Annotated in this window: 21 protein-coding genes; 15 read left to right on the plus strand and 6 right to left on the minus strand. The window is 74.6% G+C overall.

Annotated elements, in window-relative coordinates:
* The first annotated feature begins 42 nt into the window (after nt 1–42).
* On the plus strand, nt 43–2,586 hold the full coding sequence (locus tag ABD345_RS08130; protein ID WP_344551217.1) for a phosphatidylglycerol lysyltransferase domain-containing protein: 2,544 nt from the start codon (nt 43–45) through the stop codon (nt 2,584–2,586).
* 107 nt (nt 2,587–2,693) lie between these two features.
* Nucleotides 2,694–3,314 (plus strand): class F sortase, encoded by a 621-nt coding sequence (locus tag ABD345_RS08135; RefSeq protein WP_344551218.1) that lies wholly within the window; start codon nt 2,694–2,696, stop codon nt 3,312–3,314.
* Between the two features lie 52 nt (nt 3,315–3,366).
* Here ABD345_RS08135 and ABD345_RS08140 read toward each other — a convergent pair whose 3' ends face one another.
* Nucleotides 3,367–3,867: an SsgA family sporulation/cell division regulator gene (locus ABD345_RS08140; protein ID WP_344551219.1), complete on the minus strand. Its 501-nt coding sequence runs from the start codon at nt 3,865–3,867 to the stop codon at nt 3,367–3,369.
* A gap of 280 nt (nt 3,868–4,147) precedes the next feature.
* Here ABD345_RS08140 and ABD345_RS08145 point away from each other — a divergent pair, with 280 nt between their 5' ends.
* The 4 genes from ABD345_RS08145 to ABD345_RS08160 all read left to right on the plus strand — a co-directional run bounded on the left by ABD345_RS08145 (nt 4,148) and on the right by ABD345_RS08160 (nt 9,152).
* Nucleotides 4,148–5,218: a sigma-70 family RNA polymerase sigma factor gene (locus tag ABD345_RS08145; protein WP_344551220.1), complete on the plus strand. Its 1,071-nt coding sequence runs from the start codon at nt 4,148–4,150 to the stop codon at nt 5,216–5,218.
* Between the two features lie 184 nt (nt 5,219–5,402).
* Entirely contained in the window at nt 5,403–7,226 is a 1,824-nt protein-coding gene (locus tag ABD345_RS08150; RefSeq protein ID WP_344551329.1) for a DEAD/DEAH box helicase, read from the plus strand.
* A gap of 379 nt (nt 7,227–7,605) precedes the next feature.
* A complete protein-coding gene (locus ABD345_RS08155; RefSeq protein WP_014135981.1) occupies nt 7,606–8,256 on the plus strand; it encodes an IclR family transcriptional regulator in 651 nt (216 codons plus the stop codon).
* An 89-nt stretch (nt 8,257–8,345) separates the two neighbouring features.
* Complete coding sequence (locus tag ABD345_RS08160) at nt 8,346–9,152, plus strand: S16 family serine protease (protein WP_344551221.1); 807 nt, start codon at nt 8,346–8,348, stop codon at nt 9,150–9,152.
* Nucleotides 9,153–9,317: 165 nt separating this feature from the next.
* Here the strand turns inward: ABD345_RS08160 and ABD345_RS08165 are convergent, their stop codons facing one another.
* The 3 genes from ABD345_RS08165 to ABD345_RS08175 form a co-directional block, all read right to left on the minus strand.
* Complete coding sequence (locus ABD345_RS08165) at nt 9,318–10,079, minus strand: helix-turn-helix domain-containing protein (RefSeq protein WP_344551222.1); 762 nt, start codon at nt 10,077–10,079, stop codon at nt 9,318–9,320.
* Nucleotides 10,080–10,285: 206 nt separating this feature from the next.
* A complete protein-coding gene (locus ABD345_RS08170) occupies nt 10,286–10,780 on the minus strand; it encodes an Lrp/AsnC family transcriptional regulator (protein WP_033219895.1) in 495 nt (164 codons plus the stop codon).
* 96 nt (nt 10,781–10,876) lie between these two features.
* The gene (locus tag ABD345_RS08175; RefSeq protein WP_344551223.1) at nt 10,877–11,422 is read right to left on the minus strand and encodes a hypothetical protein; all 546 of its coding nucleotides are present in this window, start codon (nt 11,420–11,422) and stop codon (nt 10,877–10,879) included.
* Nucleotides 11,423–11,602: 180 nt separating this feature from the next.
* Here ABD345_RS08175 and ABD345_RS08180 point away from each other — a divergent pair, with 180 nt between their 5' ends.
* From ABD345_RS08180 to ABD345_RS08190, 3 genes are all read left to right on the plus strand, one after another.
* Nucleotides 11,603–12,307, plus strand: a complete 705-nt coding sequence (locus tag ABD345_RS08180; RefSeq protein WP_344551224.1) for a response regulator transcription factor — start codon at nt 11,603–11,605, stop codon at nt 12,305–12,307.
* A gap of 17 nt (nt 12,308–12,324) precedes the next feature.
* Entirely contained in the window at nt 12,325–13,716 is a 1,392-nt protein-coding gene (locus ABD345_RS08185; protein WP_344551330.1) for a sensor histidine kinase, read from the plus strand.
* Nucleotides 13,717–14,286: 570 nt separating this feature from the next.
* Nucleotides 14,287–15,690 carry a glycosyltransferase 87 family protein gene (locus ABD345_RS08190; RefSeq protein ID WP_344551226.1) on the plus strand — a complete coding sequence of 468 codons (1,404 nt, stop codon included), beginning with the start codon at nt 14,287–14,289 and terminating at the stop codon, nt 15,688–15,690.
* Nucleotides 15,691–15,928: 238 nt separating this feature from the next.
* Here the strand turns inward: ABD345_RS08190 and ABD345_RS08195 are convergent, their stop codons facing one another.
* The gene (locus ABD345_RS08195) at nt 15,929–16,348 is read right to left on the minus strand and encodes an SsgA family sporulation/cell division regulator (protein WP_014135973.1); all 420 of its coding nucleotides are present in this window, start codon (nt 16,346–16,348) and stop codon (nt 15,929–15,931) included.
* Between the two features lie 420 nt (nt 16,349–16,768).
* Between ABD345_RS08195 and ABD345_RS08200 the strand changes: the two genes are divergently transcribed.
* A complete protein-coding gene (locus ABD345_RS08200; protein WP_344551227.1) occupies nt 16,769–18,652 on the plus strand; it encodes an RDD family protein in 1,884 nt (627 codons plus the stop codon).
* A gap of 116 nt (nt 18,653–18,768) precedes the next feature.
* Nucleotides 18,769–19,449, plus strand: coding sequence for an RDD family protein (locus ABD345_RS08205; RefSeq protein WP_344551228.1), 681 nt, complete (start codon nt 18,769–18,771; stop codon nt 19,447–19,449).
* A gap of 110 nt (nt 19,450–19,559) precedes the next feature.
* Here the strand turns inward: ABD345_RS08205 and ABD345_RS08210 are convergent, their stop codons facing one another.
* Nucleotides 19,560–19,808: a hypothetical protein gene (locus tag ABD345_RS08210; protein WP_344551230.1), complete on the minus strand. Its 249-nt coding sequence runs from the start codon at nt 19,806–19,808 to the stop codon at nt 19,560–19,562.
* Between the two features lie 348 nt (nt 19,809–20,156).
* Between ABD345_RS08210 and ABD345_RS08215 the strand changes: the two genes are divergently transcribed.
* The 4 genes from ABD345_RS08215 (at nt 20,157) to ABD345_RS08230 (ending at nt 24,529) form a co-directional block, all read left to right on the plus strand.
* The gene (locus ABD345_RS08215; RefSeq protein WP_344551232.1) at nt 20,157–20,846 is read left to right on the plus strand and encodes an endonuclease V; all 690 of its coding nucleotides are present in this window, start codon (nt 20,157–20,159) and stop codon (nt 20,844–20,846) included.
* A 142-nt stretch (nt 20,847–20,988) separates the two neighbouring features.
* Nucleotides 20,989–21,420 (plus strand): hypothetical protein, encoded by a 432-nt coding sequence (locus ABD345_RS08220; protein WP_344551233.1) that lies wholly within the window; start codon nt 20,989–20,991, stop codon nt 21,418–21,420.
* 52 nt (nt 21,421–21,472) lie between these two features.
* The gene (locus tag ABD345_RS08225) at nt 21,473–22,990 is read left to right on the plus strand and encodes a WXG100 family type VII secretion target (protein WP_425556784.1); all 1,518 of its coding nucleotides are present in this window, start codon (nt 21,473–21,475) and stop codon (nt 22,988–22,990) included.
* 90 nt (nt 22,991–23,080) lie between these two features.
* Nucleotides 23,081–24,529 carry a S8 family serine peptidase gene (locus tag ABD345_RS08230; RefSeq protein ID WP_344551236.1) on the plus strand — a complete coding sequence of 483 codons (1,449 nt, stop codon included), beginning with the start codon at nt 23,081–23,083 and terminating at the stop codon, nt 24,527–24,529.
* The last annotated feature ends 166 nt before the right edge of the window (nt 24,530–24,695 follow it).

Consider the following 24,695-nt stretch of genomic DNA (forward strand, 5'->3'; position numbering starts at 1 on the left):
GCACCGACCCGCGACACCCGGACACGGAGGTCCCACCCGCCGATGTGGCAACCGCTGATCGACGCCTACCGACACCGGATCGTCGACACCGGACGGGAGCCGCTGTTCCTGCTGCTGCTCGGCCTGGTGCTGTCGTTCCTGTTCATCCGGCTCAGCACCCGGATGATCCGGGCCCGGGTCCGCTGGTGGCCCGGCAACGTCTCCCCGGGCGGGCTGCACATCCACCACGTGGTGTTCGGCCAGGCCCTGCTGCTGGTGTGCGGGGTGGCCGCGTTCGCGGTGCGCGGCGACGGCGGCTCCTGGTGGAACCTGCTGGGCTTCGGGTTCGGCGTCGGCGCGGGCCTGGTGCTGGACGAGTTCGCGCTGGTCCTGCACCTCAAGGACGTCTACTGGTCGACCCAGGGCCGCACCTCGGTGGACGCCGTGGTGTTCGCCGTCGCCGTGATCGGGCTGCTGCTGATCGGCGAACTCCCGCTCGGCGGCTTCGTCCGCGACCCCGACGGGCCGACCCTGGCCGGGGCGGCCGTGCTGCTGGTGCTGGTGCTGGTCAGCCTGCTCAAGGGCAAGACCTGGACGGGGCTGCTGGGCATCATGCTCTGGCCGCTCGCCCTGGTCGGCGCCGTCCGGCTGGCCCGCCCGGCCAGCCCGTGGGCCCGCTGGCGCTACCGCTCCCGCCCCCGCCGGCTGGCCCGCGCCGAGCGCCGGGAGGACCGGATCCACCGCCGGCTGGTCACCGCCAAGACCGCCGCGTACGACCTGGTGGCCGGCACCCCCGACGCCGACCCGGAACCCGCCGCGGCCCCCGGGCCCGCACCGGTCGAGGCGCCCCCCGGGCCCGCACCGGCCGGGGCGCCCGCCGGGGCACCCGCCGAGCCGCCGCCCGCGCGCCCGCCCGCGCCCTGGCGGCTGCGCTGCGCCCGGCTGGCCCGCTGGTACCTGCTGGCCGCCACCCTGCTGGACCTGCTCGGCGCCCTGGTCGCCCCGTTCCGGGCCCAGGTCGAACGGGCCGACCGGGGCGAGTACTTCACCCCGGTGCTGGTCACCTCCGGGTTCACCACCGCGCTGCTGGCCGGGCTGCTCGCCGTCATGCTCCGCCGCCGCAAGCGGGCCGCCTGGATCCTCGCGCTGGCGGTCACCGCCGCGCACACCGCCGTCTACGCGCTGGCGCTGGCCTTCCCCGAGTACCGCGCGCACCCGTTCAACTGGGTCTCCGCCGCCCTCACCCTGGCGCTGCTGCTGGCGCTGCTGGCCGCCCGCCCGGTGTTCCGGGTCCGCGGCGGCCGCGGCAACCTGCCGCTGGCCGCCGCCGTGCTGCTGCTCGGCGGGGCGCTGCTGACCGGCCTCGGCGCCCTCGCCGTCCGGCTCTGGCACACCGGCGCGCTGCCCGGCTGGGGCGAGGCCGCCCGGTACGCGGTGCTGCGGCTGGTCACCGTCTCCGGCGTGGTCGAGGTCACCGGCGTGGACGTGCCGGGCTGGCTCGACCTCGGCCTCAACCTGCTGGCCACCGCCCTGCTGCTGCTCACCCTGCGGATCCTGCTGCGCTCCCCGCGCGGCACCGAGTGGCAGGGCCCCGAGGACGAGCGGGCGCTGCGCGCGCTGCTGGAACGGCACGGCGGACGCGACTCGCTGGGCTACTTCGCGCTGCGCCGCGACAAGTCGGTGTGCTTCTCGCCCAGCGGCCGGGCCGCCGTCGCCTACCGGGTGGTCAACGGCGTGGCGCTGGCCTCCGGCGACCCGGTCGGCGACCCGGAGGGCTGGCCGCAGGCGATCGAGGAGTGGCTGCGCCGGGCCCGCGCGCACGCCTGGATCCCCGCCGTCACCGGCGCCGGCGAGCTCGGCGGCACGGTGTACGCCCGGACGGCCGGGCTGCGCGCGCTGCACCTGGGCGACGAGGCGGTGGTCGACGCGGCCGGCTTCACCCTGGAGGGCCGGGAGGCGCGCGGCCTGCGGCAGACCTGCCACCGGGTGGAGCGGGCCGGGTACGCGGTGGTGCTGCGCCGGCACCGGGACGTCCCGCCGGAGGAGTTCGCCGACCTGGCCCGGCTCGCCGACGCCTGGCGGCACGGCCGCACCGAGCGCGGCTTCTCGATGGCGCTGGGCCGGCTCGGCGACCCGGCGGACGGCGACTGCCTGCTCGCCGAGTGCCGCGACGGCGCCGGGCGGACGGCCGCGCTGCTGTCCTTCGTCCCGTGGGGCCCGGACGGGCTGTCGCTCGACCTGGTGCGCCGCGACCGGGAGTCCGACAGCGGGCTGGTCGAGTACGCCGTCAGCGCGCTGCTCGGCCAGGCCGCCGAGTTCGGGGCGGCCCGGGTGTCGCTGAACTTCGCGATGTTCCGCGAGGCGTTCGAGCCCCGGCTGGGCGCCGGGCCGGCCCTGCGGCTGTGGCGCGGGGTGCTGCGCTCGCTGTCCCGGTGGTGGCGGCTGGAGGAGCGGTACCGGGCCAACGCGCGCTACCGGCCGTCCTGGGAACCGCGCTACGTGCTGTACGAGAAGGCGTCCGAGCTGCCCGCGATCGGCCTGGCCAACGTGCTGGCGGAGGGCTTCCTGACCAGGCCCCGGCTGCGCCGCGGCGGGCGGCGGCCCTGACGCCGCGTCACCCGGACAGAACCCACCGGGTGCTGCCGCCCCGGCCGCCGGGTGAACTGGGCGGGTCAGGGCCAGGGCCAGGGACGGCGGAGGGCGGAGGGCACGCGGTGGGCGAGCGGACGTGGCGGGGGTCGGTGGCGGCCGCGGGCGCCGTCGTCGCGGGGGCGTGGCTGCTGCACGGCGGGCTGGTCGGCGGCCTGCCGCCGGCGCCGGCCGCGGCGCAGGCGTACGACGGCACCCCGGTGGGCCCGGCCGTCCCCGCGCTGCCGCCCTCGCCGCCGGTGCGGGTGCGGATCCCGGTGCTCGGGGTGGACGCGCCGGTGGCCCGGCTCGGCCTGGACGACGAGGGGCGGCTGCAGCCGCCCCCGGCCGGGGAGCGCAACCTGGCCGGCTGGTACCGGGACGGCGCCGCGCCCGGCTCCAGCGGGACGGCGGTGCTGGCCGGGCACGTCGACGACGCGCACGGCCCGGCGGTGTTCTACCGGCTGGGCACGCTGCGCAAGGGCGACCAGCTGGAGGTCGCCCGGGCGGACCGGGCCAGCGCCTGGTTCCAGGTCGACGGCGTCGAGGTCTACCCGAAGAGCGAGTTCCCGGACCGCAAGGTGTACGCGCCCACCCCCGACGCCCAGTTGCGGCTGATCACCTGCGGCGGCAGCTTCACCCGGGAGGGCGGCTACGCGGGGAACGTGGTGGTGTACGCGCACCTGGTGCGCACCCAGCGGGCCTGACCGGTCGCCGTCCTGACGGGGTGTGGGGACACCCGGCCGGGACGGCGGCCGGTCAGGCCAGCAGCTCGGCGAGCGCCCGGTCGCAGTCCAGGTGCTGCAGCTCCTGCCCCTCGGGCACCACCAGGTAGCTGTGCCAGAGGAAGCGGCGCAGCTCGGTGCGGTCGAACTGGAGCAGCGCGACGCCCTCGGGGGAGCGCAGCTCGACCACGGTGCGCTGGCCGAGCGCGGGGCGGACGTGCACGTCCCCCTCGCCGCTGGGCAGGTCGAGCCCGGCGGCCAGCAGCTGGCGGGCGAACACCCACTCGACCCCGTCGGCGGGCCGGTCCGCCGGGTCCGCCGGGTCCGCCGACTCGGGGAGGAGGTCCAGCGGGCCGTCGACCGGGTCGGCCGCCTCCGGCGCGTCCAGCGCGTACTCGGCCGGGAAGACCATCCGGACCGCCAGCGGGTCGTCGGCGCGGTAGCGCAGGGTGACCCGCAGCAGCGCGGAGCGGTGGGTGCTGACGATCAGCCGGGCGTGCGCGGTCTGTTCGACCGGCTCGGGCGCTGCGAACACGGCGGTTCCTCCGGAGGGTACGTGCTGGTACGGGTGCGACCGGTGTCGCCTCCTGCTGATGAAGAGTCACGCGGGGCAGGAACGATTACGCCGTTTTTGAGTCCGACTTAAGTGATCTGCGTCACACTGGCGTGGACCAACCCGGTCATTCCGGGCTGGTGGCATGGGCATTCCATGGGCAGCGGCGGGCCGCCCGGGCAGGATCGCGGGAGCCGCACGGGACCCCCACAAATCACCCGTACGGCGACATCAGGGGAGGGCCGACACCATCGAGGAACGAGTGCGGACGGCCGAGCGGAACCCGCTCGCCGCGTACACCGAGCTGTACCGACACCACCATCCCGGCCTGCTGCGATACGCCGGAACCCTGACCGGCGGCGACCGCTGGCGGGCCGAGGACCTGGTCGCCGAGGCGCACCTGCGGGTGTGGCGGCGGCTCGCCGCCGGGCACCGGATCGAGGACCCGCGGGCCTACCTGGCCACCACCGTCCGGCACCTGGCGGCCACGCCGGTCCGGGAGCGGGCCGCCGGGGAACTGCCCGAGCGGGACGGCGGGGAGCAGGCCGCCGACCCGGCGCCCCGGGTGGCCGAAACCGACCGGATGCGCGGTCTGCTCGCCCAGCTGCCCGAGCGCTGGGCGCAGGCGCTGTGGCTCTCCGAGGTCGAGGGGCTGCCGCCCGGCGAGGTCGGCGCCCGGCTCGGGGTGGGCCGCGGCGCCGCCGCCGTCCTGCTGCACCGGGCCCGCGAGGGCCTGCGGCTGGCCTACCTGCGGGCCTACCCCGGCGCCCCGCGCGACCCCGGCTGCGCCGCGCACTGGGCGGCGCTGGCCGCCCAGGCCCGCGGCCGGGCCGGCCGGCGGGTCCAGCACCACCTGGCCGGCTGCGCCGACTGCCGGGGCCGCCTCGACCTGCTGCGCCGGGTCAACCTGCGGCTGGCCGGCCTGGTGGGCAGCGCGGCCGCGCTGCTGGCCGCGCTGGTGCTCGCCCCGTTCGGCGGCCAGCAGCGGACCGAGGCGCAGGAGGGCTGCGAGGTGCGCTACCGGGTCACCAGTGAGAGCGAGGACCGCTTCAACGCCCGGATCTCGCTGCGCAACACCTCCGACCGCCCGGTGAGCGGCTGGATCCTGCGCTGGCCGCTGCCGGTCGGCGAGCACCTGCTGGCGGCCTGGCCGGGCACCGGCCGCGGCTCCGAGGCGGCGGGCGAGGCGGCGATCCGGGACGGCGGCTGGAACGCGCTGCTGCCGCCCGGCGGCTCCGCGGTGACCGGTTTCTCCGGCAGCCGGACCCACGCGGAGCCGGTGCCGGAGGTGATCACGCTGAACGGCCGGCCCTGCCGTGTGAAGGTGTGGTGACAGTCGTACGAATGCGGTGGGACGCACGCCACAGGGGCGTGCCGCGGCGGTCGTCCGGGCCCCGGGAGGGGCTAGGCTGGGCGGGTTCCACGACCGCCCGCCGCCCGCGGGGGAAGGGCCCCGTACCGGCTCTGACCTGCGACGACCCCGTTCGGAGACCGTGACTACCGCCGCCTCCTCCCCGATGGCCCCGCTGTTCTCGCACGCCGACAGCACCCACCCCCGCCCGACCGGCACCTCCGCCGCCGCGCACCTCTCCCCGGCCTTCCCCGGCCGCGCCCCCTGGGGCACCGCGGCCAGCCTGCGGGCCTGGCAGCAGGGCGCGTTGGACCTGTACGTCGAGAAGCAGCCCCGGGACTTCCTGGCGGTCGCCACCCCGGGCGCCGGAAAGACCACCTTCGCCCTGACCCTGGCCTCCTACCTGCTGCACAACCACCTGGTGCAGCAGGTCACCGTGGTCGCGCCCACCGAGCACCTGAAGAAGCAGTGGGCCGAGGCCGCCGCCCGGATAGGGATCCGGCTCGACCCGGCGTACTCCTCCGGCCCGCTGTCCAAGGACTACCAGGGCATCGTGGTCACGTACGCGGGCGTCGGGGTCAACCCGATGCTGCACCGCAACCGGACCGAGGCCCGCAAGACGCTGGTGATCATGGACGAGATCCACCACGCCGGCGACTCCAAGTCCTGGGGCGAGGCCTGCTTCGAGGCGTTCGAGCCGGCCACCCGCCGGCTCGCCCTCACCGGCACCCCGTTCCGCTCGGACACCAACCCGATCCCGTTCGTCCAGTACGAGGCCGGCGGCGACGGCATCCGCAAGTCGGTCGCCGACTACACCTACGGCTACGGGCACGCGCTGGCCGACCACGTGGTCCGCCCGGTGATCTTCCTCAGCTACTCCGGCAACATGCGCTGGCGCACCAAGGCCGGCGACGAGCTGGAGGCCCGGCTCGGCGAGCCGATGACCAAGGACCTGATCGCCCAGGCCTGGCGCACCGCGCTCTCCCCGCAGGGCGAGTGGATCCCCGCGGTGCTGCAGGCCGCCGACCGGCGGCTGACCGAGGTCCGCAAGGGCATCCCGGACGCCGGCGGCCTGGTGATCGCCACCGACCAGACGGTGGCCCGCGCGTACGCCAAGATGCTGCGCGAGATCACCGGCGAGAAGGTCACCCTGGTGCTCTCCGACGAGAGCGAGGCGTCCCAGCGGATCTCCGACTACGCCGAGGGCACCTCGCGCTGGATGGTGGCCGTCCGGATGGTCTCCGAGGGCGTCGACGTGCCCCGGCTGTGCGTGGGCGTCTACGCCACCTCGATCTCCACCCCGCTGTTCTTCGCCCAGGCCGTCGGCCGCTTCGTGCGCGCCCGCAAGCGCGGCGAGACCGCCTCGGTGTTCCTGCCGACCATCCCGATGCTGCTCGGCTTCGCCAACGAGATGGAGCTGCAGCGCGACCACGTCCTGGACCGGCCCAAGAAGGAGGGCGAGGGCCTGTTCGACGAGGAGGACCGGCTGCTCGCCGAGGCCGAGAAGGCCAACGACGGGGCGGACACCGGCACCGAGGAGTTCTCCTACGAGGCGCTGGGCAGCGACGCGGTCTTCGACCGGGTGCTGTACAACGCCATGGAGTTCGGCATGCAGGCGCACCCCGGCAGCGAGGAGGAGGAGGACTACCTCGGCATCCCCGGCCTGCTCGAACCCGACCAGGTGCAGATGCTGCTGCAGAAGCGCCAGCACCGGCAGATCCAGCGCTCCAAGGCGAAGCCCGCCGAGGAGGCCGACCTGCTCGAACTCCCCGCCGACGAACGCCCGGTGGTCACCCACCAGGAACTGCGCGAACTGCGCAAGGAGCTGAACGCGCTGGTCGCCGCCTGGCACCACCGCACCGACCAGCCGCACGGCGGCATCCACAACGAGCTGCGCCGCCAGTGCGGCGGCCCGCTCACCGCGCAGGCCACCGCCAACCAGCTCCGGGCCCGGATCAGCCGGATCCGCGAGTGGGCCGCCCAGGGCTGAGCGCCGCGCGACCCCTGCGGCGGGGCCGCCCGGACCGGGTGCCGACCGGTCCGGGCGGCGCCCACATACCGGACGCTTGAGCACTTGCGGCGCGAGTTATGCGCGCCTTATCCGATTTTTCATCACGACTCTCCATCGAAGCCGCCCGAATTCTGGACAACCACTTCCACCGGGCCGCACCGTTCACTAGCGTCTCCCCACACTCGCCCGGTCCCCACCCACCGGCCCGGCCGGGTGCCGCGGAGCTCTGCGCCCTGCCGATGTCGCCTCGGCCGGAACTCCCGCGCTGGACACCCTTCCCGCGCGCGACCAATTCCGGTGCGGCCCACGGTAGTTGTGCCGTAGGGTCGGACTTGCCGCGGAAAGGACCTAGCGCCTCGTGACTGCTGAGACTTCCCAAACCCTGGACAGGGGTGTCCGGGTACTGAAACTGCTCGCCGATTCCGAGCGCGGGCTGACGGTGACCGAACTGGCCGCCAGGCTGGCCGTCAACCGCACGGTGGTCTACCGCCTGCTCGCCACCCTGGAACAGCACGGCCTGGTCCGCCGGGACATCGGCGGCCGCGCCCGGGTCGGCCTCGGCGTGCTCCGGCTCGCCCACCGCGTCCACCCGCTGCTGCGCGAGGCCGCGCTGCCCGCGCTGCGCTCGCTCGCCGAGGACCTGGGCGCCACCGCCCACCTCACCCTGGTCGACGGCAACGAGGCGCTGGCCGTCGCCGTGGTCGAACCGACCTGGACGGACTTCCACGTCGCCTACCGCACCGGCCTGCGCCACCCGCTCTCCGAGAGCGCGGCCGGCCGGGCCATCCTGGAGGCCCGCAGCTTCCCCGGCCAGCGCCGCCCCGAGCAGGGCTGCGTGATCACCCGGGCCGAGGAGCAGTCCGGCGCCAGCGGTGCGGCCGCCGCGCTGATCGGCCTCAGCGGCATCGAGGGCAGTGTCGGCGTGGTGATGCTCAACGGCCTCGTCCCGGAGCGGGTCGGCCCGCGGGTGATCGAGGCCGCCACCGAGGTCGCCGACGCGCTGCGCTGACCCCGGGCGCCCGGGCCGCCGTCGGGCCGGGCCGGGCGGGAACCGCGCGGGCGTCCGTGGCGGGTGCCGCGGTGTGTTTGGATGCGGGGGTGGCTTCCCAGAACCTGCCCCCGGCCCTGACCTCCCCGCGCACCCGGGCCCTCGGCCTGTGCGCGCTGCCGGTGCTCGCGCTGTTCGCGGTGGCGGCCTTCGTGCCGCTGCCCTTCACCCTGGAGTCGCCCGGCCGGACCGCCGACACCCTGGGCACGTACGACGGCGCCCGGGTGCTCACGATCACCGGGACGCCGCTGCGGGAGACCTCCGGGCAGCTGCGGGTGGTCACCGTCGACGCGACGCCGCCGCAGCAGCGCAACAGCCTGTGGGACGCGCTGGCGGCCTGGGCCGACCCGGAGCGCGCGGTGGTGCCGACCGAGGAGGTCTTCCCGCAGAGCGACCCGGCGAAGGCCAACCAGGTGACGCTGCAGCAGATGACCCAGTCCCAGGACAGCGCGACGCTGGCCGCGCTGAACTACCTGCACCTGTCGCCGGAGCAGGTCCGGGTGCAGGTCGACCTCGGTGACATCGGCGGCCCCAGCGGCGGCCAGATGCTGGCGCTGGGCATCATCGACAAGATCTCCGGGGACGGCGGGGGCGGCGAGCTGACCGGCGGGCGCGACGTGGCGGGCACCGGCACGATCGACGCGGACGGGCGGGTCGGTCAGGTCGGCGGGATCCCGCTCAAGACCCAGGCGGCGAAGCAGGACGGCGCCACGGTGTTCCTGCTGCCGCGCAGCGAGTGCGCGCAGGGCAAGGTCAACACCCCCGACGGGCTGCAGCTGATCCCGGTGGACACCCTCGCCGACTCGGTCGCCGCGCTCCAGGCCCTGAACAGCGGCGGCGCGGTCCCGCACTGCTGACGCTCCGTCCGGCCGGAGGCCCTCGGGCGGCGGCGCGGCGGTGCGGCGGCGCGGCGGCGCGGTGGGGCGGTGGCGCGGCGGGGCAGTGGGGCAGTGGGGACCGGGCGTGGCACCCCCGTGCGCCCGGCCCTCGTACGCGTCCGTCCCCCGGGGCCGCGGTCGTGCCTACAGCCCGAACGCGGCCGTCACCAGGTCGTCGCCGACCCGGTTGCGCAACTGTGCGGCGATCTCCGGTAACCGGTGGGCCTGGGTCATCGGCAACGACACCGCGACCGCGGCGAGACCGCTGCCCAGCACGATCGGCACCGCCGCCCCGGCGGTGCCCAGCGCGTACTCCTGGTACTGGGTGATCGGCGCGGCCCGCTGCGGCCCGTGCCGGGGGAGCAGCGGCAGGTGGGCGGGCTCGCGCAGGGTGTACGGGGTGAACGGGACCATCGGGTAGCGGGCCAGGTGGTTGCGGCGCTCCTCGGCGGACATCAGGGCCAGCAACGTCTTGCCGGCCGCGTGGGCGTGCGCCCCGGCCCGGAAGCGCCGCGGGTCGGCGGTGGGGGCGCCGGGGGCGGCCGCCGCGGCGACCAGGTCGACCTCGCCGTCCTTGTACCAGGCGAAGTGGACGGCCGCGGACAGCTGGTGGGCGATCCGGCCGAGCAGCCGGTCCAGCCGGGAGCGGCCGGCCGCCGGGCTGTCCTCCCTGGTCAGGCCGGAGACCGCGGGGCCGGTGCGGTACAGGCCCTCGCGGCGTTCCAGGTAGCCGTCGTGCACCAGGGTGCGCAGCAGGTGGTAGGTGGTGCCGAGGGCCAGCCCGGTGTCCCGGGCGAGCTGCTTGGCGGTGGCGCCGGACGGGTGCCGGGCGGCGGCCTCCAGCAGCCGCAGGGCCCGCTGCGCGGACGCGATCAGGGTGGTCTGCGGCTCGGCGCTCCGGCTCATCGCTGGGCCGCCCGTGGACGAACGGCCCGCCGGGGGGCGGCCGCTGACGGTGGGGCGGCTGCCGGCGCCGGGTCGGCTGATGGGCACTCAGGGAGTGCGGTCCATATGCTCATGGCTGCGATCTTTGCGTGCACAGGCAGAAGGCATATGCCAAAAAACCCCCGGTTGAGGGAGGCGCGCCAGAGCGGACCGGCACCGGCGCGGGGTCAGCCCCCGCCCCCCGCCCCGGCCGCCTGCTCCACCAGCGGCAGCACCCGGTACGGCACCGGGTTCTCCAGCGCGATCGCGGTGGACGCCCGGACGATCCCGTCGAACCCCACCACCCGGTCGATCACCCGCTGCAGGTCCGCGTTCGACCGGGCCACGATCCGCACCAGCATGTCCCCGTGGCCGGTGATGGTGTGCAGTTCCAGCACCTCCGGCACCGCCGCCAGGTGCGCCCGGACGTCCGCGCCCTGCCCCTGCGAGATCTCCAGCGTCGCGAACGCCGTCACCGGGTAGCCCAGCGCCGCCGGGTCCACCTGCGGGCCGAACCCGCCGATCACCCCGCGCGCCTGCAGCCGGTCCAGCCGGGCCTGCACCGTGCCGCGGGCCACCTGCAGGCGGCGCGAGCACTCCAGCACCCCGATCCGCGGCTCCTCGGCGAGCAGCCGGATCAGCTTGCCGTCCAGCGCGTCGATGGCGTCGGGCTGCGGGGGCACGGGGCGGCTCCAGGGGCGGGACGGGCGGTCGGGCGTCGACCGTCATTGTGCGGCCGCCCCGGTCCGCGGGTCAGCCCGGGCGCCCGGCGGGACGGGTCAGTTGCCCACCACGAAGGTCTGCACGGTGGGCGGGTGGTCGTTCCAGGACACCATGACGACGGAGGCCCGGTCGTCCTTGGAGAAGTTGATCTGCATCCACTGGTCACCGTGCCAGACCTGCACCGACCAGCCCGCTTCCGGCACCGCCGACACCAGCTTGGCCTCGGTGGGGCGCTGATCGAGCGCCACCCGGCCGCCCAGCACCGGGTAGCTGTGCACCGTGCTGGGCGGGCTGCTGGTCTTCCGGGCCGGGGTGGTGGGCCGCGAGGCCGCGGTCGTCCCCGGCGTCGGGTCCGGGTCCGGGTCCGGCGAGGGGTCCGGCGCCGGGTCCGGGGCCACCGCCGAGGGGGGTGGCGCAGCGCTCGGGGAAGCCGGCGGACTCGTCCCCGTCGGCTCGGTAGAGGGCACCGAGGGCAGTTGGACCGCCGCCGGCTGCTCGAACACCGTGTCGACGAGCACCGCGTGCACGCCTAGCCAGGACAACGCCACCGCTGCTCCGGTGGCCGTCGTCCAGGCGCCCAGTTGAACCAGTCCGCTCCGCATCGCGGGCCCATCCTGCCGTACGAAGGTCACGACCGGGTCAGCGGGCCGGACCATCCGCGGAAACCTTGTGGAAAAAGAGCGGTGAAGCTTCAGGGAAGCTGAAGTCCATGCCCGTTCCCGGTCCGGGCGAACCCCCCGAGGTACAGACCAGTCGGCCGCCATGCCGTACCGTGCAGCCCCATGGCAACAGTGCTTGTGGTCGAGGACGACCCCTTTGTGCGTTCCGCCCTGATCCGCCATCTGGCCGACACCGGCCACGCCGTGCGCTCCGTCGGCACCGCCCTGGAGGCCCTGCGCGAAGTCGCCCAGGTCGGGTGCGACCTGGTGGTCCTCGACCTGGGCCTGCCGGACCTGGACGGCAGCGAGGCGCTCAAGATGATCCGCGGCCTGACCAACGTCCCGGTGATCATCTCCACCGCGCGGGACGACGAGGCGGAGATCGTCCGGCTGCTGAACGACGGGGCCGACGACTACCTGGTGAAACCTTTCTCCGGAGAACACCTGACCGCCCGGATGGCCGCCGTCCTGCGCAGACTGGGCGGCGGCGCCCTGGTGGCACCCCAGATCCTCCGGGTCGGCGGCCTCGCCATCGACCCCCAGCGCCGCGAGGCCCTGCTCGACGGACAGCGGCTCGACCTCACCCGCCGCGAGTTCGACCTGCTGGCCTTCCTGGCGGCCCGCCCCGGCGTGGTCGTCCCGCGCAAGGAGATCCTGGCCGAGGTGTGGCGGCAGACCTACGGCGGCGACCAGACCATCGACGTCCACCTGTCCTGGCTGCGCCGCAAGCTCGGCGAGACCGCCTCCAGCCCGCGCTACCTGCACACCGTGCGCGGCGTCGGCGTCCGCCTGGAGGCGCCCTCCGGACCGGCCGGGGGCGCGACGTGAAACGCGTCCTCCGCTCGCTGCGCTGGGCGATGGTCAAGGCCGCCATCGCCGGCACCGTCATGGTCGCGCTGGCCTTCCTCATCCCGCTCGGCCTGATGGTCCAGCAGACCGCCCGGGACCGGGCGTTCACCGCCGCCGAACGGCAGGCCGCCGCGCTCGGCCCGGCCCTCGCCATCACCATCGACCAGCAGGCCGTCGCCAAGGCGATGGCCTCCACCGACGCCGGCACCCAGGACCGGCTCGCCGTCCACCTGCCCGGCGGCATCACGGTCGGCGACGCCCGCACCGACAACGACCAGCCGCCCGGCAACGGCAACCAGGGCACCACCCCCACCGTCCGGGCCGGCACCGCCCGGGTCGACGGCGGCTACGTACTGCTGCAGCCCGTCGCCGTCGACGGCGGCGGGATCGCCATGGTCGAGGTGTACGTCCCCGACAGCGACCTGTCGCGCGGCGTCGGCACCGCCTGGCTGGTGCTCTCCGGCGTCGCGCTCGCCCTGGTAGCGGTGTCCGTCGCGGTCGCCGACCGGATGGGCACCCGGATCATCCGCTCCGCCCGCCGCCTGGCCACCGCCGCCCGCTCGCTCGGCGCCGGCAACCTCACCGTCCGGGTCCCGGTCGAGGGACGCGAGGCGGCGGGCGCACCCGAAGAACTCCGGGAGGCCGCCTACGCGTTCAACGCGATGGCCGACCGGGTGGTCCACCTGCTCGCCGCCGAACGGGAACTCGCCGCCGACCTCTCCCACCGGCTGCGCACCCCGCTCACCGTGCTCCGGCTCAACGCCGCCGCACTCGGCGGGGGCGACGCCGCCGACGCCACCCGGCACGCGGTCTCCCAACTGGAGCGCGAGGTCGACCAGATCATCCGCACCGCCCGCCGCGACCCGGAGGACGCCCCGCCGGTCGCCCTCGGCTGCGACGCCGTCGAGGTGCTCCGGGAGCGGGTCGGGTTCTGGTCCGCGCTCGCCGAGGACGAGGGACGGCCCTGGCGGCTGACCGGCGACGACGCGCCCATGCCCGTCCCGGTGCAGCGCGGCGACCTGGCCGCCGCCGTCGACGCGCTGCTCGGCAACGTCTTCCGGCACACCGCCGTCGGCACCCCCTTCGCCGTCGACGTGGCCGCCACCGGGGACGCGGTCACCGTCCTGGTCGGGGACGGCGGACCGGGCTTCGCCGACCCGGACACCGCCATCCGGCGCGGCGCCGGACACGGCGGCGAGGGCTCCACCGGCCTCGGCCTGGACATCGTCCGCAAACTCGCCGAGGGCACCGGCGGCGAAGTCCGGCTCGGCCGCTCGGCGGCCCTCGACGGCGCCGAGATCTCGGTCCGGATCAACGTCCGCACCGAGGTCGAACTGCCCCGGCAGCAACGCCGCCGGAGCGGCCGGCTGATGACCCGCAAGGACTAGGACCGAGGACGACCGGTGCCGACACAGGAGCTGTTACCGCGGGGGCGACAGCTCGGGCGTCGCTCCGCTCCCTTAAATACGTCCTAAGCGGCGGCCAATGCTGCCTCAAGCCGTCCCGGCCCGGACGACCGGGCCCGCCGGCCCGGCTAACGTCAGCCGGCAGCGGGGTCCGCGACCCCGGAACCGTACGAGGACCGGGGCCCGCTCCGCCCCGGAACCCGTACCCGCGCGCCGGGTCCGGCGCGGCCCCGGACCGCAGCGGTACGGCCGCCGCGCGTGACCGTCACCACAGCGCGCACACCGGCACCGCGCGCACCGCCGCCGCCGGGAGACGCACCGCGGACCACCGGCCGACCGGCCGCGGTCCGCGCCGCTCCCGCCGGCCGCCCGGGAACCGCGGTCGCCCCGGGCCGGGCCCGACCGTCCGGCCGCTCTCCCCGGCGGCCGGACGGCAGCCCCAGGAGGGGAGCCCGGGGCGACCGCGACCGGTGGCGCCCGCCGACCGTTCGGGTAGTGTCGGCTGCTGGCCCAGCAGAGGTCGACGGCGGACGGAGCAACACAGTGACCACGGTGCACCCGGATCGGAGCACGCCCGCGGGCGGCCCCGCCCAGCCGCCCGTCCCGGCCCGGCCGCGCCTCCTCACCGCCCCGGCCCGCCGGGCCGCCGCCGTCGCCGAGGCCCTGCGCACCGCCCCCCGGCGCCCGCTGCTGGCCGCCGCCGCGGTCGCCCTGCTCTCGCTGCTCGGCTACGCGGTGGTGCGGCACCTCGCCGGCACCTCGATGGTCGACATGGTGGTCTACCGGGCCGAGGGCGCCGCCGTCGCCGACGGCCACGACCTGTACGCGCTGCGGGTCACCGAGTGGAGCCTGCCCGCGACCTACCCGCCGTTCGCCGCGATGCTGTTCGTGCCGACCACCTGGATCGGCGTCCCGCTGCTGCGCGTCGTCATCACCGGCGGCAACCTGCTGCTGCTCGCCACCCTGGCCCACCTGTCCTTCAAACTGGCCGACTGGCCGCGCCGCGACCTGCGTCCGGTCGGCGTCCTGCTGGTCACCGGACTGGGCGTCTGGCTGGAACCGGTCTTCACCACCCTGCGCTACGGCCAGATCAACCTCGCGCTGGCCTGCCTGATCCTCTGGGACCTCACCCGCCCCGACGCCGCCCGCAGCAAGGGCGTCGCCATCGGCATCGCCGCCGGCATCAAGCTCACCCCCGGCCTGTTCGCCGTCTACCTGCTGATCACCGGCCGGGTCCGGGCCGCGTTCACGGCCGGCGCCGCCTTCGCCGGCACCTTCCTGATCGGCGCGCTGGTCCTCCCCGACGCCACCCGCGGCTACTGGACGAAGTACATGTTCGACTCCAGCCGGGTCGGCAAGACCGTCATCGTCGACAACCAGTCGCTGCGCGGCCTGGTCGCCCGGATCCTGCACGTCGAAACCCCCGGCGCCGTCGCCACCCTGCTCGGCGCCCTGGTCGCCGCCGCCGGACTCTCCATCGCCGTCTGGGCGCACCGCAGCGCCCGCTGGTCGCCGCGCGCCGACGCCTGGAGCGTGTGCGTCGCCCTGGTCACCGCCGTCCTGGTCTCACCGATCAGCTGGACCCACCACTGGGTGTGGTGCGTGCCGGTGCTCGTGCTGCTCGCCGCCGAGGCCGCGCACGAGCGCTCCCGCCCCGCCGCGGTCCGGCGCCTGCGCTGGCGGCCGATCTTCGGACTGACCCTGCTCGGCTTCCTGTCCTTCTCGATGTGGATCGTCCCGCACAAGGGCGACCTGGACCTGCACCTGTCGCCGCTCGAACAGCTCCCGGCCGGCGTCTACCCGCTGATCGGCCTGGGCTTCCTCGCCGTCGCCGCGCTCCGGGTCCGCTCCCGGCGGCTCGCGGCCGGCGCCCCGCTGGTCCGCGTCCCCGCCCCGCGCACCGAATCGGACGGGCTCGGCAGCGCCGGCGCGCAGAAGGCCCCCGCGGCCCGCTGAACCCCGGCCGTCCGCTCGGTCCGCTCGATCTGTTCCGTCCGCTCGATCCGCTCGATCCGCTCGGTCCGCTCCGGCCGTCCCGGGCGTCCCGAGGGCGGGCGCTCCGGCGGACGGCCGGGCGGGCGGGTCGGACCGGACTGTGCCCGGCCCCGCGTCCGCCCTCGCGTCCCCGTTCGGGCCTCTGTTCGCGCCCGGGTTCGCGCCCGCACCCGCGCCCGGGGCGGCCGTGCGCGCCCCCTCACGCCAGCAGCTCCGCCAGCGAACCGTCCAGGTCCATCGCCTCCAGCTCCGCCCCCGGCGGCACCAGCCGGTGCGCCCGCTCCAGCCAGGCCGCCACCGTCGGCAGCGGCGCCTCCAGCAGCGCGTCCCCCGCCGGCGAGCTCAGCGCCATGCACAGCACGCTGCGCCGCCCCGACCGGGTCGGCCAGATCCGCACGTCGCCCTGACCGCACGGCCGGAACGTCCCCTCCACCAGCAGCTCCCGGGCGAACACCCAGGTCACCGGCGTCCCGCTGTCCAGGTGGAAGGTCACGTACACCGCGAACGGGTCGTGGCTCCCGTACGACAGCCGCGCCGCCACCGGGACGCTGCGCTCCGGCGACAGCACCAGGTTCAGTTCCAGCTCCTGCTCCACCACTCCGGTCGACTGTCCGGCCATCGCCCTCACCCTCTCCGCCTCGCGGGGCCGCCGTTCGACCCCCGCACCATTCGAGAGCGCGGGCGGTACGGACTCTTACACGGGTTCCGCGAGTTCCTCCGGAACTTTTTTCCGGCCGCGCCCCGCAGAACCTTTTCCGCCCCGCCCCGGTTGTTCCGGACGGGAACACCGCAAGCACCGGAACGCCGCGGCCGCCGGCACCGCCGACCGCCGCACCACCCGCCCCGGAACGGCCCCCGCCGCCCCGGGCGCACCTGCAGTACCACGTGTTCCCGCTCGTTACACGAGTTCCGGTGAACCAGGGGGACGAGGTCGTTCGAGGTACTACCCTTTGTGACTGCCCGGCGACTCTCCGCCCGCGGCTCCCCCACGCACGTCCGCACACCCGCACGCCGCGGTGCCGGTACGAAGGAAGACGCAATGACGGACCGGCCCCCCACCACAGGCTCGACCCTCGGCGCGACCCTGGCCGGGGACGCCGGAGCACCCGGCTACTACCCCGACCCCTCGGTGCCCGGCTTCCTCCGCTACTGGGCCGGCCACGCCTGGGTCCCCGGCACCAGCCGCCCGGCCCCCGGACCCGGCGAACCGCTCGACCCGCCGCGCTTCGTCGCCCGCTACCTCACCGCACCCCCCTACGGCCTCCCGCCCGGCCCCACCCCCGCCGCCCCCGCCGACCCGTCCGCACCGCTGGTCGAGACCGGCCCGATCTACTTCGACGAGACCGCTGCCCAGGCCGTCTTCGCCGTGCCCCTCCACCCGGAGCCCGGAGCGGGGCTCGCGGGCGGGGCCGGGGACGAGCCGGAGTCCGGTGCCGGGCCCGGCGAGCTGGAGGTGCGCCCCCGCAACGAGATGGAGCCGCTGCGCCCGGCCGAGGTGACCCCCTGGGCGGTCGCCGGGAACGGCCTGCAGCCGGTCGCGGCCGAGTCCTGGGCCACCGCCGCGGCGCTGCGCCTCGGCAGCGGGGGAGGGGCGGGCCTGCCCGCCAGCGCGGTCGTCGCGCCGCGGAAGGGACGCGAGGGGCGCGAGGTTCGGGAGGCTCGCGAGGTTCGGGAGGCTCGCGAGGTGGAGGCCGCGGTCCGGCCGCTGGCACTGCCCGGGCCGGTGACGGAGTTGGGGTCGGAACCGGAACCGGAGTCGGAGCTGGAAGTAGGGCCGGGGCCCGTGGCGGACGGCCCGCCCGCGCCGCGGGCCGCGCGGCCGCTCGGCGGCACGCCCTGGCACGGCGGCGGCAACGGCGGCGCGGCGGGGGACGGTTCGGTGGGGCTGACGGCTTCGCCCGGCGCGCTGTTCGAACCGGTGCCGTCGCGGTCGGAGCCCGTCGAACCGGCGCGTGCCCAGGGGCGGGGCGGGGAGCCGTTGCCGCAGCCGGGGCCGACCGGTTCCGACCCCGGTACCGGGTGGCGGGCCGATCCGCGGGCGCAGCGCGGGCTGATGGAGACCGGCGGGGCCCCGCGCTGGGTGTCCTGGGGCACCGAGTCGGAGGCCGAGCCCGGCGGTGGGGCGGAGCAGGCTCCGGAGGCGGTGGAGCCCGCGCCCGCATCCGTACCCGCGCCCGCTGTCGCGCCCGCACCCGCTGGCGCGCCGGAGGCCGAGCGGTCCGAGCGGTCCGGACGGGCGCCGCGGACGGCGCACGTCACCAGCGAGCGGATCCGTCCGCCGCGCCGGGCCGAGGAGCCCCGTGCCGACGGGTCGCCGGCCGCGCCCGCCGACCGTCGTTCCGGCGCGGCCGCAACCACCGCACCCACCGCGACCGCCCCAGCCGCCGCGTCCACCGGCGCCCGCAAGCGCCGTCCGGCGGCTGCCGCGGCCGTGCCCGCCGGGGTGGGGGCGCGGACGTTCGCCTGGCTGGTGGACGGGGTGGTCACGGCGGTGGTCGGCGCGGCCGTCGCGGTGCCGTTGGCCGGGACGGTGCGGGCCCACGTCCAGGAGAAGATCGACCAGGCGGAGCTGGCCGCCAGCCTGACGGGCCGCCAGCACCGGGTGTGGCTGCTGGACGGAACGGTGCTGGGCCGGGTGGGCGTGCTGCTCGGGGTGCTGCTGCTGTTCGGGCTGCTCTACCAGGTGGTGCCGATCGCCCGGACCGGCCAGACCTTCGGCAAGCGGATGGCCCGGGTCCGGGTGGTCGCCGCGGGCGGTACCGGCGCACCGGGGTTCGGCCGGTCGCTGGCGCGCTGGCTGGTGCGCGGACTGGGCACCGCAGTCCTGCTCGGCCCGGTCGCCGCGCTGCTGGACCGTTCGGCCCGGCGCGGCTGGCACGACCGGGCGGCGCGGACCCGGGTGGTGCGGGCGGAGCGGGGCTGACGTCCGGTCGAACCGTCCCGGCAGGGCGGGGGCGGCTGGTTCCGAAGGATGGCAAAACGGGCGGAAACCCCCTAGATATCCCAACTTTGTAGTATTTGCGGTGTTCTACTCGTGCCATGAGCACCAGCGACCCCTCGGGAACCGAGCCGGAGGAGGGCGGGCGGCCTTCCTTCGACAAGCAGCCCCCGTCGTCGGGCAGCCCCTACGACACCCCGTCCGGCTACGGCGGCCAGTACGGTGCGCCGGCCGACTCGGGCTCCCCCTACGGCGACCCGCCCCCCGGCTACGTCCCCCCGCCCGGCAGCCCCGGCGACCCGTACGGCTCGCCCTACGGCGCCCCCGGGTCCGGCCCGGGCCCCGGCCCCGTCCCCGGGATGCCCCCGCTGGGCGGCTGGGGCGCCCGCATCCTGGCCCGGCTGGTCGACTACCTCCTGGTGCAGGTGATCGCCATCGTGGTGCTGCTCCCGTTCATGCACTTCGACGAGCAGAGCGGCTGGGTCGGCTCGTTCTGGCTCAGCGGCGTCCTCTACCTGGTGTACGAGGGCCTGATGCTCAGCCGGGACGGCCAGACCCTCGGCAAGAAGCTGATGAAGGTCCGGGTCGCCATGCTCGCCGACGGCACCTCCCCGACCTCCTCCGCCGCCTGGACCAGGGCCGCCGTCTTCGTCGTTCCCGCGCTGATCTGCTGCGGCGGCCTCTGGTGGATCGTCGACGGCCTGTTCGGCGTCTTCGACAAGCCCTACCGCCAGTGCATCCACGACAAGGCGGCCAAGACCGTGGTGGTCTCGACCGCCTGACCCGCCTCCCGCGCCCGGTCGGGCGCACGTTTGGGCCCCGGGCGCGCGGCAGCCGTTGACCTGCCGCGGGCCCGGGAGTCTTTGCGCGGCGGCCTCCGCGCCGGGGCCCGTCAGCGCGACTGGTGCGCGTACACCGGCTGTCGGACGGCGGTCGGCTCGGCCGGCCGGACGGGGGGCAGCGCGACCGCCTGCGGCGGGCGGCGGCGGGCGGCGGGGGACAGCAGCACGGCGGACAGCGTGCCGAGCGCGACGGCGAAGCCGACCAGCACCGTGATCCGCCACACCCCCGACTCCCCGGACACGGCCAGCAGCGCCACCGCGGCGACCACCGCGACCAGCGTGCCGACACCCAACTGCACGGCACTGAAACGACTTCCGGACACCAGCGCGGAAGCCCGGGACGCGGCGACGGCACGGGACGGAACGGCGGGGCGCGGCATGGCGGTCGACCCTTCGCGCGGAACGGGGGGAGCCCAGCGGGGGGAGCTGTGCGGGGAACGAGGCGGTGCGGGGCGGAACCGGGGAGCGGTAAGTACAGCCTAACCGCCAGGAGTTGACCTACTCCGGGGCACGGGGGGCGCACGGGCTCACACCCCGGCAGCGCACCGCCGCATCCACCACCCCGGGCGCCCGCTAACGTGCCTACGGACCACCGCGCACCAGCCCGCAGGCCCGCCCCAGCCCGTCCCCGACCTTCGGGAGCCGCCATGACCGTCCCCGCCGACTGGCCCACCACGGCCGAGGCCGCCCGCGCCGAACAGGAACGCCTGCGCCCCCTGGTCGTCCCCGAAGGACCCGAACCCCCGCGCCGGCCGGGCACGTTGATCGCCGGCGTCGACGTCGCCTACGACGACGAACGCGACGTCGTCGCCGCCGCGGCCGTCCTCCTCGACTACGCCACCCTCGACGTCGTCGAACAGGCCACCGCCGTGGGCCGGGTCGCCTTCCCCTACCTCCCCGGGCTCCTCGCCTTCCGCGAACTCCCCGCCGTCCTCGACGCCCTGGCCCGACTCACCCGCACCCCCGACCTCGTCGTCTGCGACGGCTACGGCCTCGCCCACCCCCGACGCCTCGGCCTCGCCAGCCACCTCGGCGTCCACACCGGCCTCCCCACCCTCGGCATCGCCAAGAACCCCTTCACCTTCACCCACCAACCCCCCGGCGACCACCGCGGCGCCTGGACCCCCCTGCTCGACGGCCCCGACCCCGTGGGCCGCGCCCTGCGCACCCGCCAGGGCGTCAAGCCCGTCTTCCTCTCCGTCGGCCACCGCATCGGCCTCGACGAAGCCACCGCCGTCACCCTCGCCCTCACCCCCGCCTACCGCCTCCCCGAAACCACCCGCCAAGCCGACTCCCTCTGCCGCCGGGCCCTCGCCACCACCACCCCCGCCCCCTGATCCCACCCGCACCCGCCAGGGGGCATGTTGACAGCCCGTTGTATGTGTTAGACATAGAGGTTGGAGCCAACTTTCTTTCAGGCCCCGGACGGTCGAGCGGGCAGTCGCGCGGGGCAGCAGGTACGGGGGAGGTACGAAACACATGACTACGAGCGGCAACGGCTTCCAGGTCGAGGTCGACAACCTGCGGGCGTTCGCGGCCCAAGTGCGCGGCTTGCTGAGCGAGTTCGAGAGCGGTGCGAGCAAGTCTGCGGTGTTCGGGGCGAGCGGGGTCGCTTCGGGCGCTTTCGGAAGCTTCGACGAGGCGCGCGAGTTGGGTCGGACCTACAACTACGCACGTGTCCAGTTGAGCGCCCTTCTGGACAGCATCCAGGAAACCATCGATGTGGCACAGCAGAACGCCGACCACACCGCGGCGAACTACGAGGAACACGAGCAGGACACCAGCAAGCGCCTGACGATGGCCCAGGACGGGTGGGACACCACCTGGAGCCAGGCCGAGTTGGACGCGCAGAAGACGTCTGCTTCCGCACCGCAGAGTCGGCCGGCGAACACGGCGAGGCCGCAGTGGTGACGGCAGCGAAGATCGAGGCCACTGACGGAGGGCGGGGGATCGTATGGTGAACATGCTGGACCAGGGCGGTGGCGGTGACAATCCGATCACCGACTTCTCCGCCCACAGCCACGCCGATTTGATCTCGATGGTGCATGCGCTGGACTCCGGTTCGGTCATGGCGGCCGCTGACCCCTGGCGGCGGGCGCACGAGACCCTGACCCGTATTCAGGCGGCGCTGACGACTGCTACCAGTGATGCCACCAGTACGTGGCAGGGGAGCACCAGCGATGCTTTCCACCAGCACATGACTGAGCTGGCAGGCAGGGTTGGTGAGGTGGCTGAAACCACGCACTACACCGCCACCGTGCTGCAGGAACTGTCGTCGTCGATCGACCAGGCCAAGGCCGCCATGCCCGAGGAGCCGGGGTTCTGGGACAAGCTCGGTGACGGCGTCAGTGATGCTGCCAAGGAATCGGTTGGAGTCGACAACGAGGACACCCGGAACAGCATTGCCGACTCGCGCAAGAACCAGGCGGTTAGCGTGATGCAAGTGTTGGCCGCCAAGTACAATGTCGCCAGTACTTCTTTGGGGCGGGTTACTGGCAGAGACGATGACCCGAACGCGGCGAAGCAACTGACGCCGCCGAGCGATGGTGCTGCGGGGTTCATCGCGGCTATCGCTGGTATCAGTGCGGCTTCCTTTCAGGGGAGCAGCCAATCGACCGGTTCCTCAAGCTCACAGACCTCGCTCAAGAGCACGTCCACCAGTCGGACGCCGCAGGCTCCGAAGCTCCAGCCGACCGTGGTCCGTCCGACCGATGCGGGCATTTCCGGGGGGACGGCCAATCCCGTTGCTCAGCCGAAGGGGCCGGGCACGGGCATCGACGGAATTCCGGGCGGTAACCAGGGCGGCGCTCGTGGCGGCACTGCGACGGCTGGCCTTCCGGGGGGCGTGCACGGACCTTCCGGTAGCGGCGGAGGCGGCCTGAGCGGTGGAGGTACCCTCGGCGGGCCGCTGGGCCATGGCGCGGAGACTCTGGCTGGTGGTACCGGCCTCGGCGGTAGCCGGGCCGGGTTCAGCGGCAACAGCGTTTCGAAGGTTGGGACGTTCGGTTCCAGCGGCCTGGGCGGTGGTGGCGTTGGCGCGGGCGGTACTGCGGCCGGTGGTGCCGGTGGCGCGGGTGCTCGTGCCGGCGGCATGGGCGGTGGCGGCATGGGCGGCGGTGCCGGTGCGGGCGGTGCTGGTGGTGGCGGCCTCAGGGGTCGTACCGGCAGCGGCCTGACCGGCAAGGCCGGCGGTGTCGTCGGTGAGGCCGCGCAGGGCGGCGCCGGTGGACGGGCGTTCTCCCAGGGCGGTTCCGGTATCGGCCGGAGCCGCTTCGGGCAGGGTGCGGGCGCGGCCGGCGGTGCCGGTCAGGCCGGTGCCGCGGGTCAGGGCGGCGCTGCCGGGCAGGGTGCTGGCATGGCCGGCCACGGTCAGAGCAGCAAGCGGGCCAAGAAGGGCACGTCGGACCGTCCGGACTACCTGGTGGAGGACGAGGAGACCTGGGCCTCCGGCGGGAACGCCAACCCGAACGTCGTGGAATGACGCTCGATCAGTAGAACAGTCGGACATGACCTGGCCGCCCTGCAGATCCGAGGGTCTGCGGGGCGGCCGCTCAACGAGGGGTGACGAGGCTTGACGACCAGCCGATCCGCGCGCGGTCTGGCCGCGCTTGCTGCCGGAGCCCTGCTGTGGGGCGTGAGTGCCGGGCCTGCTGCCGCGGACCAGGACCGTGATCAGCAGTGGGTGTTGAAGAACTACGGCATGGCCGACAGGGTCTGGCCCATCAGCCAGGGCGAGGGGGTGATCGTTGCGGTCATCGATAGTGGTGTCGATGCCAGTCACCCGGACCTGTCAGGGCAGGTGCTCCCTGGTCTTGATCTCACCAGCGCAGGTGGCGATGGACGAACTGACGGCCAAGGTCATGGAACGGCTATGGCTTCCGACATTGCTGCGCACGGTCACGGCGGTGACGGTGGCGTGATGGGATTGGCGCCCAAGGCGAAAATCCTGCCAATAAAGGTCGACATCAGCGTGGGGCAAGAGAAGATTAAATCGGGAGCGACAGGAAGTGATCTTGCCGCTGCGATCCGGTATGCGGTTGAACATAATGCAAAAGTCATCAACATGTCCATTGGTGGCAGCGAGGGGGTTCGGGGAGAGTATAGGGCTGCGATCGATTATGCAATCGAAAAAGATGTTGTCATTGTCGCCAGTGCCGGAAACGATCCTCATTTCCCGGTTGAATATCCTGCGGGATTTCCCGGTGTAGTGGCAGTTTCAGGGGTCGTGGAGAGTGGCGATATGTGGCCGAAGTCAACCACAGGCCCCCAGGTCACGTTGGCTGCCCCGGCTGATCAGATCCACCGCGCTGCCCTCAAGCAGGGATATGGAGATGCCTCCGGAACCTCCGAGGCGACAGCTTTCGTATCAGGTGTCGCAGCACTCGTGCGCTCGAAGTACCCGAACCTCTCGGCAGGCCAGGTCATCAACCGCATGACCAGCAGCGCCTACCACCAGCCGGGTCAGGATCCGTTCCCGAATGACAAGTACGGCTACGGCATCGTCTCTCCGTCCGGCGCGTTGGCCGAGAATCCTGCGGTGGACAACGGTCCGAAGGAGAACCCGCTGCTGAAGCGGGCGGAGCCGGACTGGGAGAACATCGACGGACCTGCGGCCTCCCCGTCTGCAGGTGCCTCGAAGCCGGCCTCGGGCGCCGCGAAGACGCCCGCCGCCGGTGGTGATTCGACTGCGCCGCAGGCGAGTGGTGATTCGGGGAGCAAGAGCAACAGTGGGATGCTGATCGCGATCGGTGGCGGTGTGATCGCCGTGATCGTGGTCGTGGTGATCATCGTCCTGGTGCGCCGTTCCAAGAACGGCAACGGTGGTGGCGGTTCCGGTGGTCCGGGCGGTCCCGGTGGGCCGGGGGCGCCGGTGGGGCCTGGTGGGCCGGGGTACGGGTACCAGCAGGGGGCGCAGCAGCAGCCGGTGGGGTACGGGTATCCGCAGGCGCCGCCGCAGGTGGGCGGGCAGCCGGGGTATCCGTCGCAGCCGCCGGCCGGGGGGAATCCGTACCAGAGCTGATGGAAGGCCGGGAGGGGTTCCCGGCGTGGGTGGACGGCCCTTCGCGGGGTGGCTGGACGGGGGTCCGGCTGCTTCGCGGGGGCCGTTCCCGTGTCCGGGGCGGGGGACACGCCCACGGATGGGGGAGGGTGGTCGGGCGGGGTGGATGTTGCCGCAGCACTCCTGC

It is taken from the genome of Kitasatospora saccharophila (assembly GCF_039529925.1).
GTDB classification, from domain to species: Bacteria; Actinomycetota; Actinomycetes; order Streptomycetales; family Streptomycetaceae; genus Kitasatospora; species Kitasatospora saccharophila.

Bases quoted from the DNA above. Each gene is read 5' to 3' on its own strand.
- ABD345_RS08130 (WP_344551217.1), top strand. From the start codon at position 43: ATGTGGCAACCGCTGATCGACGCCTACCGACACCGGATCGTCGACACC.
- ABD345_RS08150 (WP_344551329.1), top strand. From the start codon at position 5,403: ATGGCCCCGCTGTTCTCGCACGCCGACAGCACCCACCCCCGCCCGACC.
- ABD345_RS08165 (WP_344551222.1), bottom strand. From the start codon at position 10,079: ATGAGCCGGAGCGCCGAGCCGCAGACCACCCTGATCGCGTCCGCGCAG.
- ABD345_RS08175 (WP_344551223.1), bottom strand. From the start codon at position 11,422: ATGCGGAGCGGACTGGTTCAACTGGGCGCCTGGACGACGGCCACCGGA.
- ABD345_RS08180 (WP_344551224.1), top strand. From the start codon at position 11,603: ATGGCAACAGTGCTTGTGGTCGAGGACGACCCCTTTGTGCGTTCCGCC.
- ABD345_RS08195 (WP_014135973.1), bottom strand. From the start codon at position 16,348: ATGGCCGGACAGTCGACCGGAGTGGTGGAGCAGGAGCTGGAACTGAAC.
- ABD345_RS08200 (WP_344551227.1), top strand. From the start codon at position 16,769: ATGACGGACCGGCCCCCCACCACAGGCTCGACCCTCGGCGCGACCCTG.
- ABD345_RS08205 (WP_344551228.1), top strand. From the start codon at position 18,769: ATGAGCACCAGCGACCCCTCGGGAACCGAGCCGGAGGAGGGCGGGCGG.
- ABD345_RS08215 (WP_344551232.1), top strand. From the start codon at position 20,157: ATGACCGTCCCCGCCGACTGGCCCACCACGGCCGAGGCCGCCCGCGCC.
- ABD345_RS08220 (WP_344551233.1), top strand. From the start codon at position 20,989: ATGACTACGAGCGGCAACGGCTTCCAGGTCGAGGTCGACAACCTGCGG.
- ABD345_RS08225 (WP_425556784.1), top strand. From the start codon at position 21,473: ATGCTGGACCAGGGCGGTGGCGGTGACAATCCGATCACCGACTTCTCC.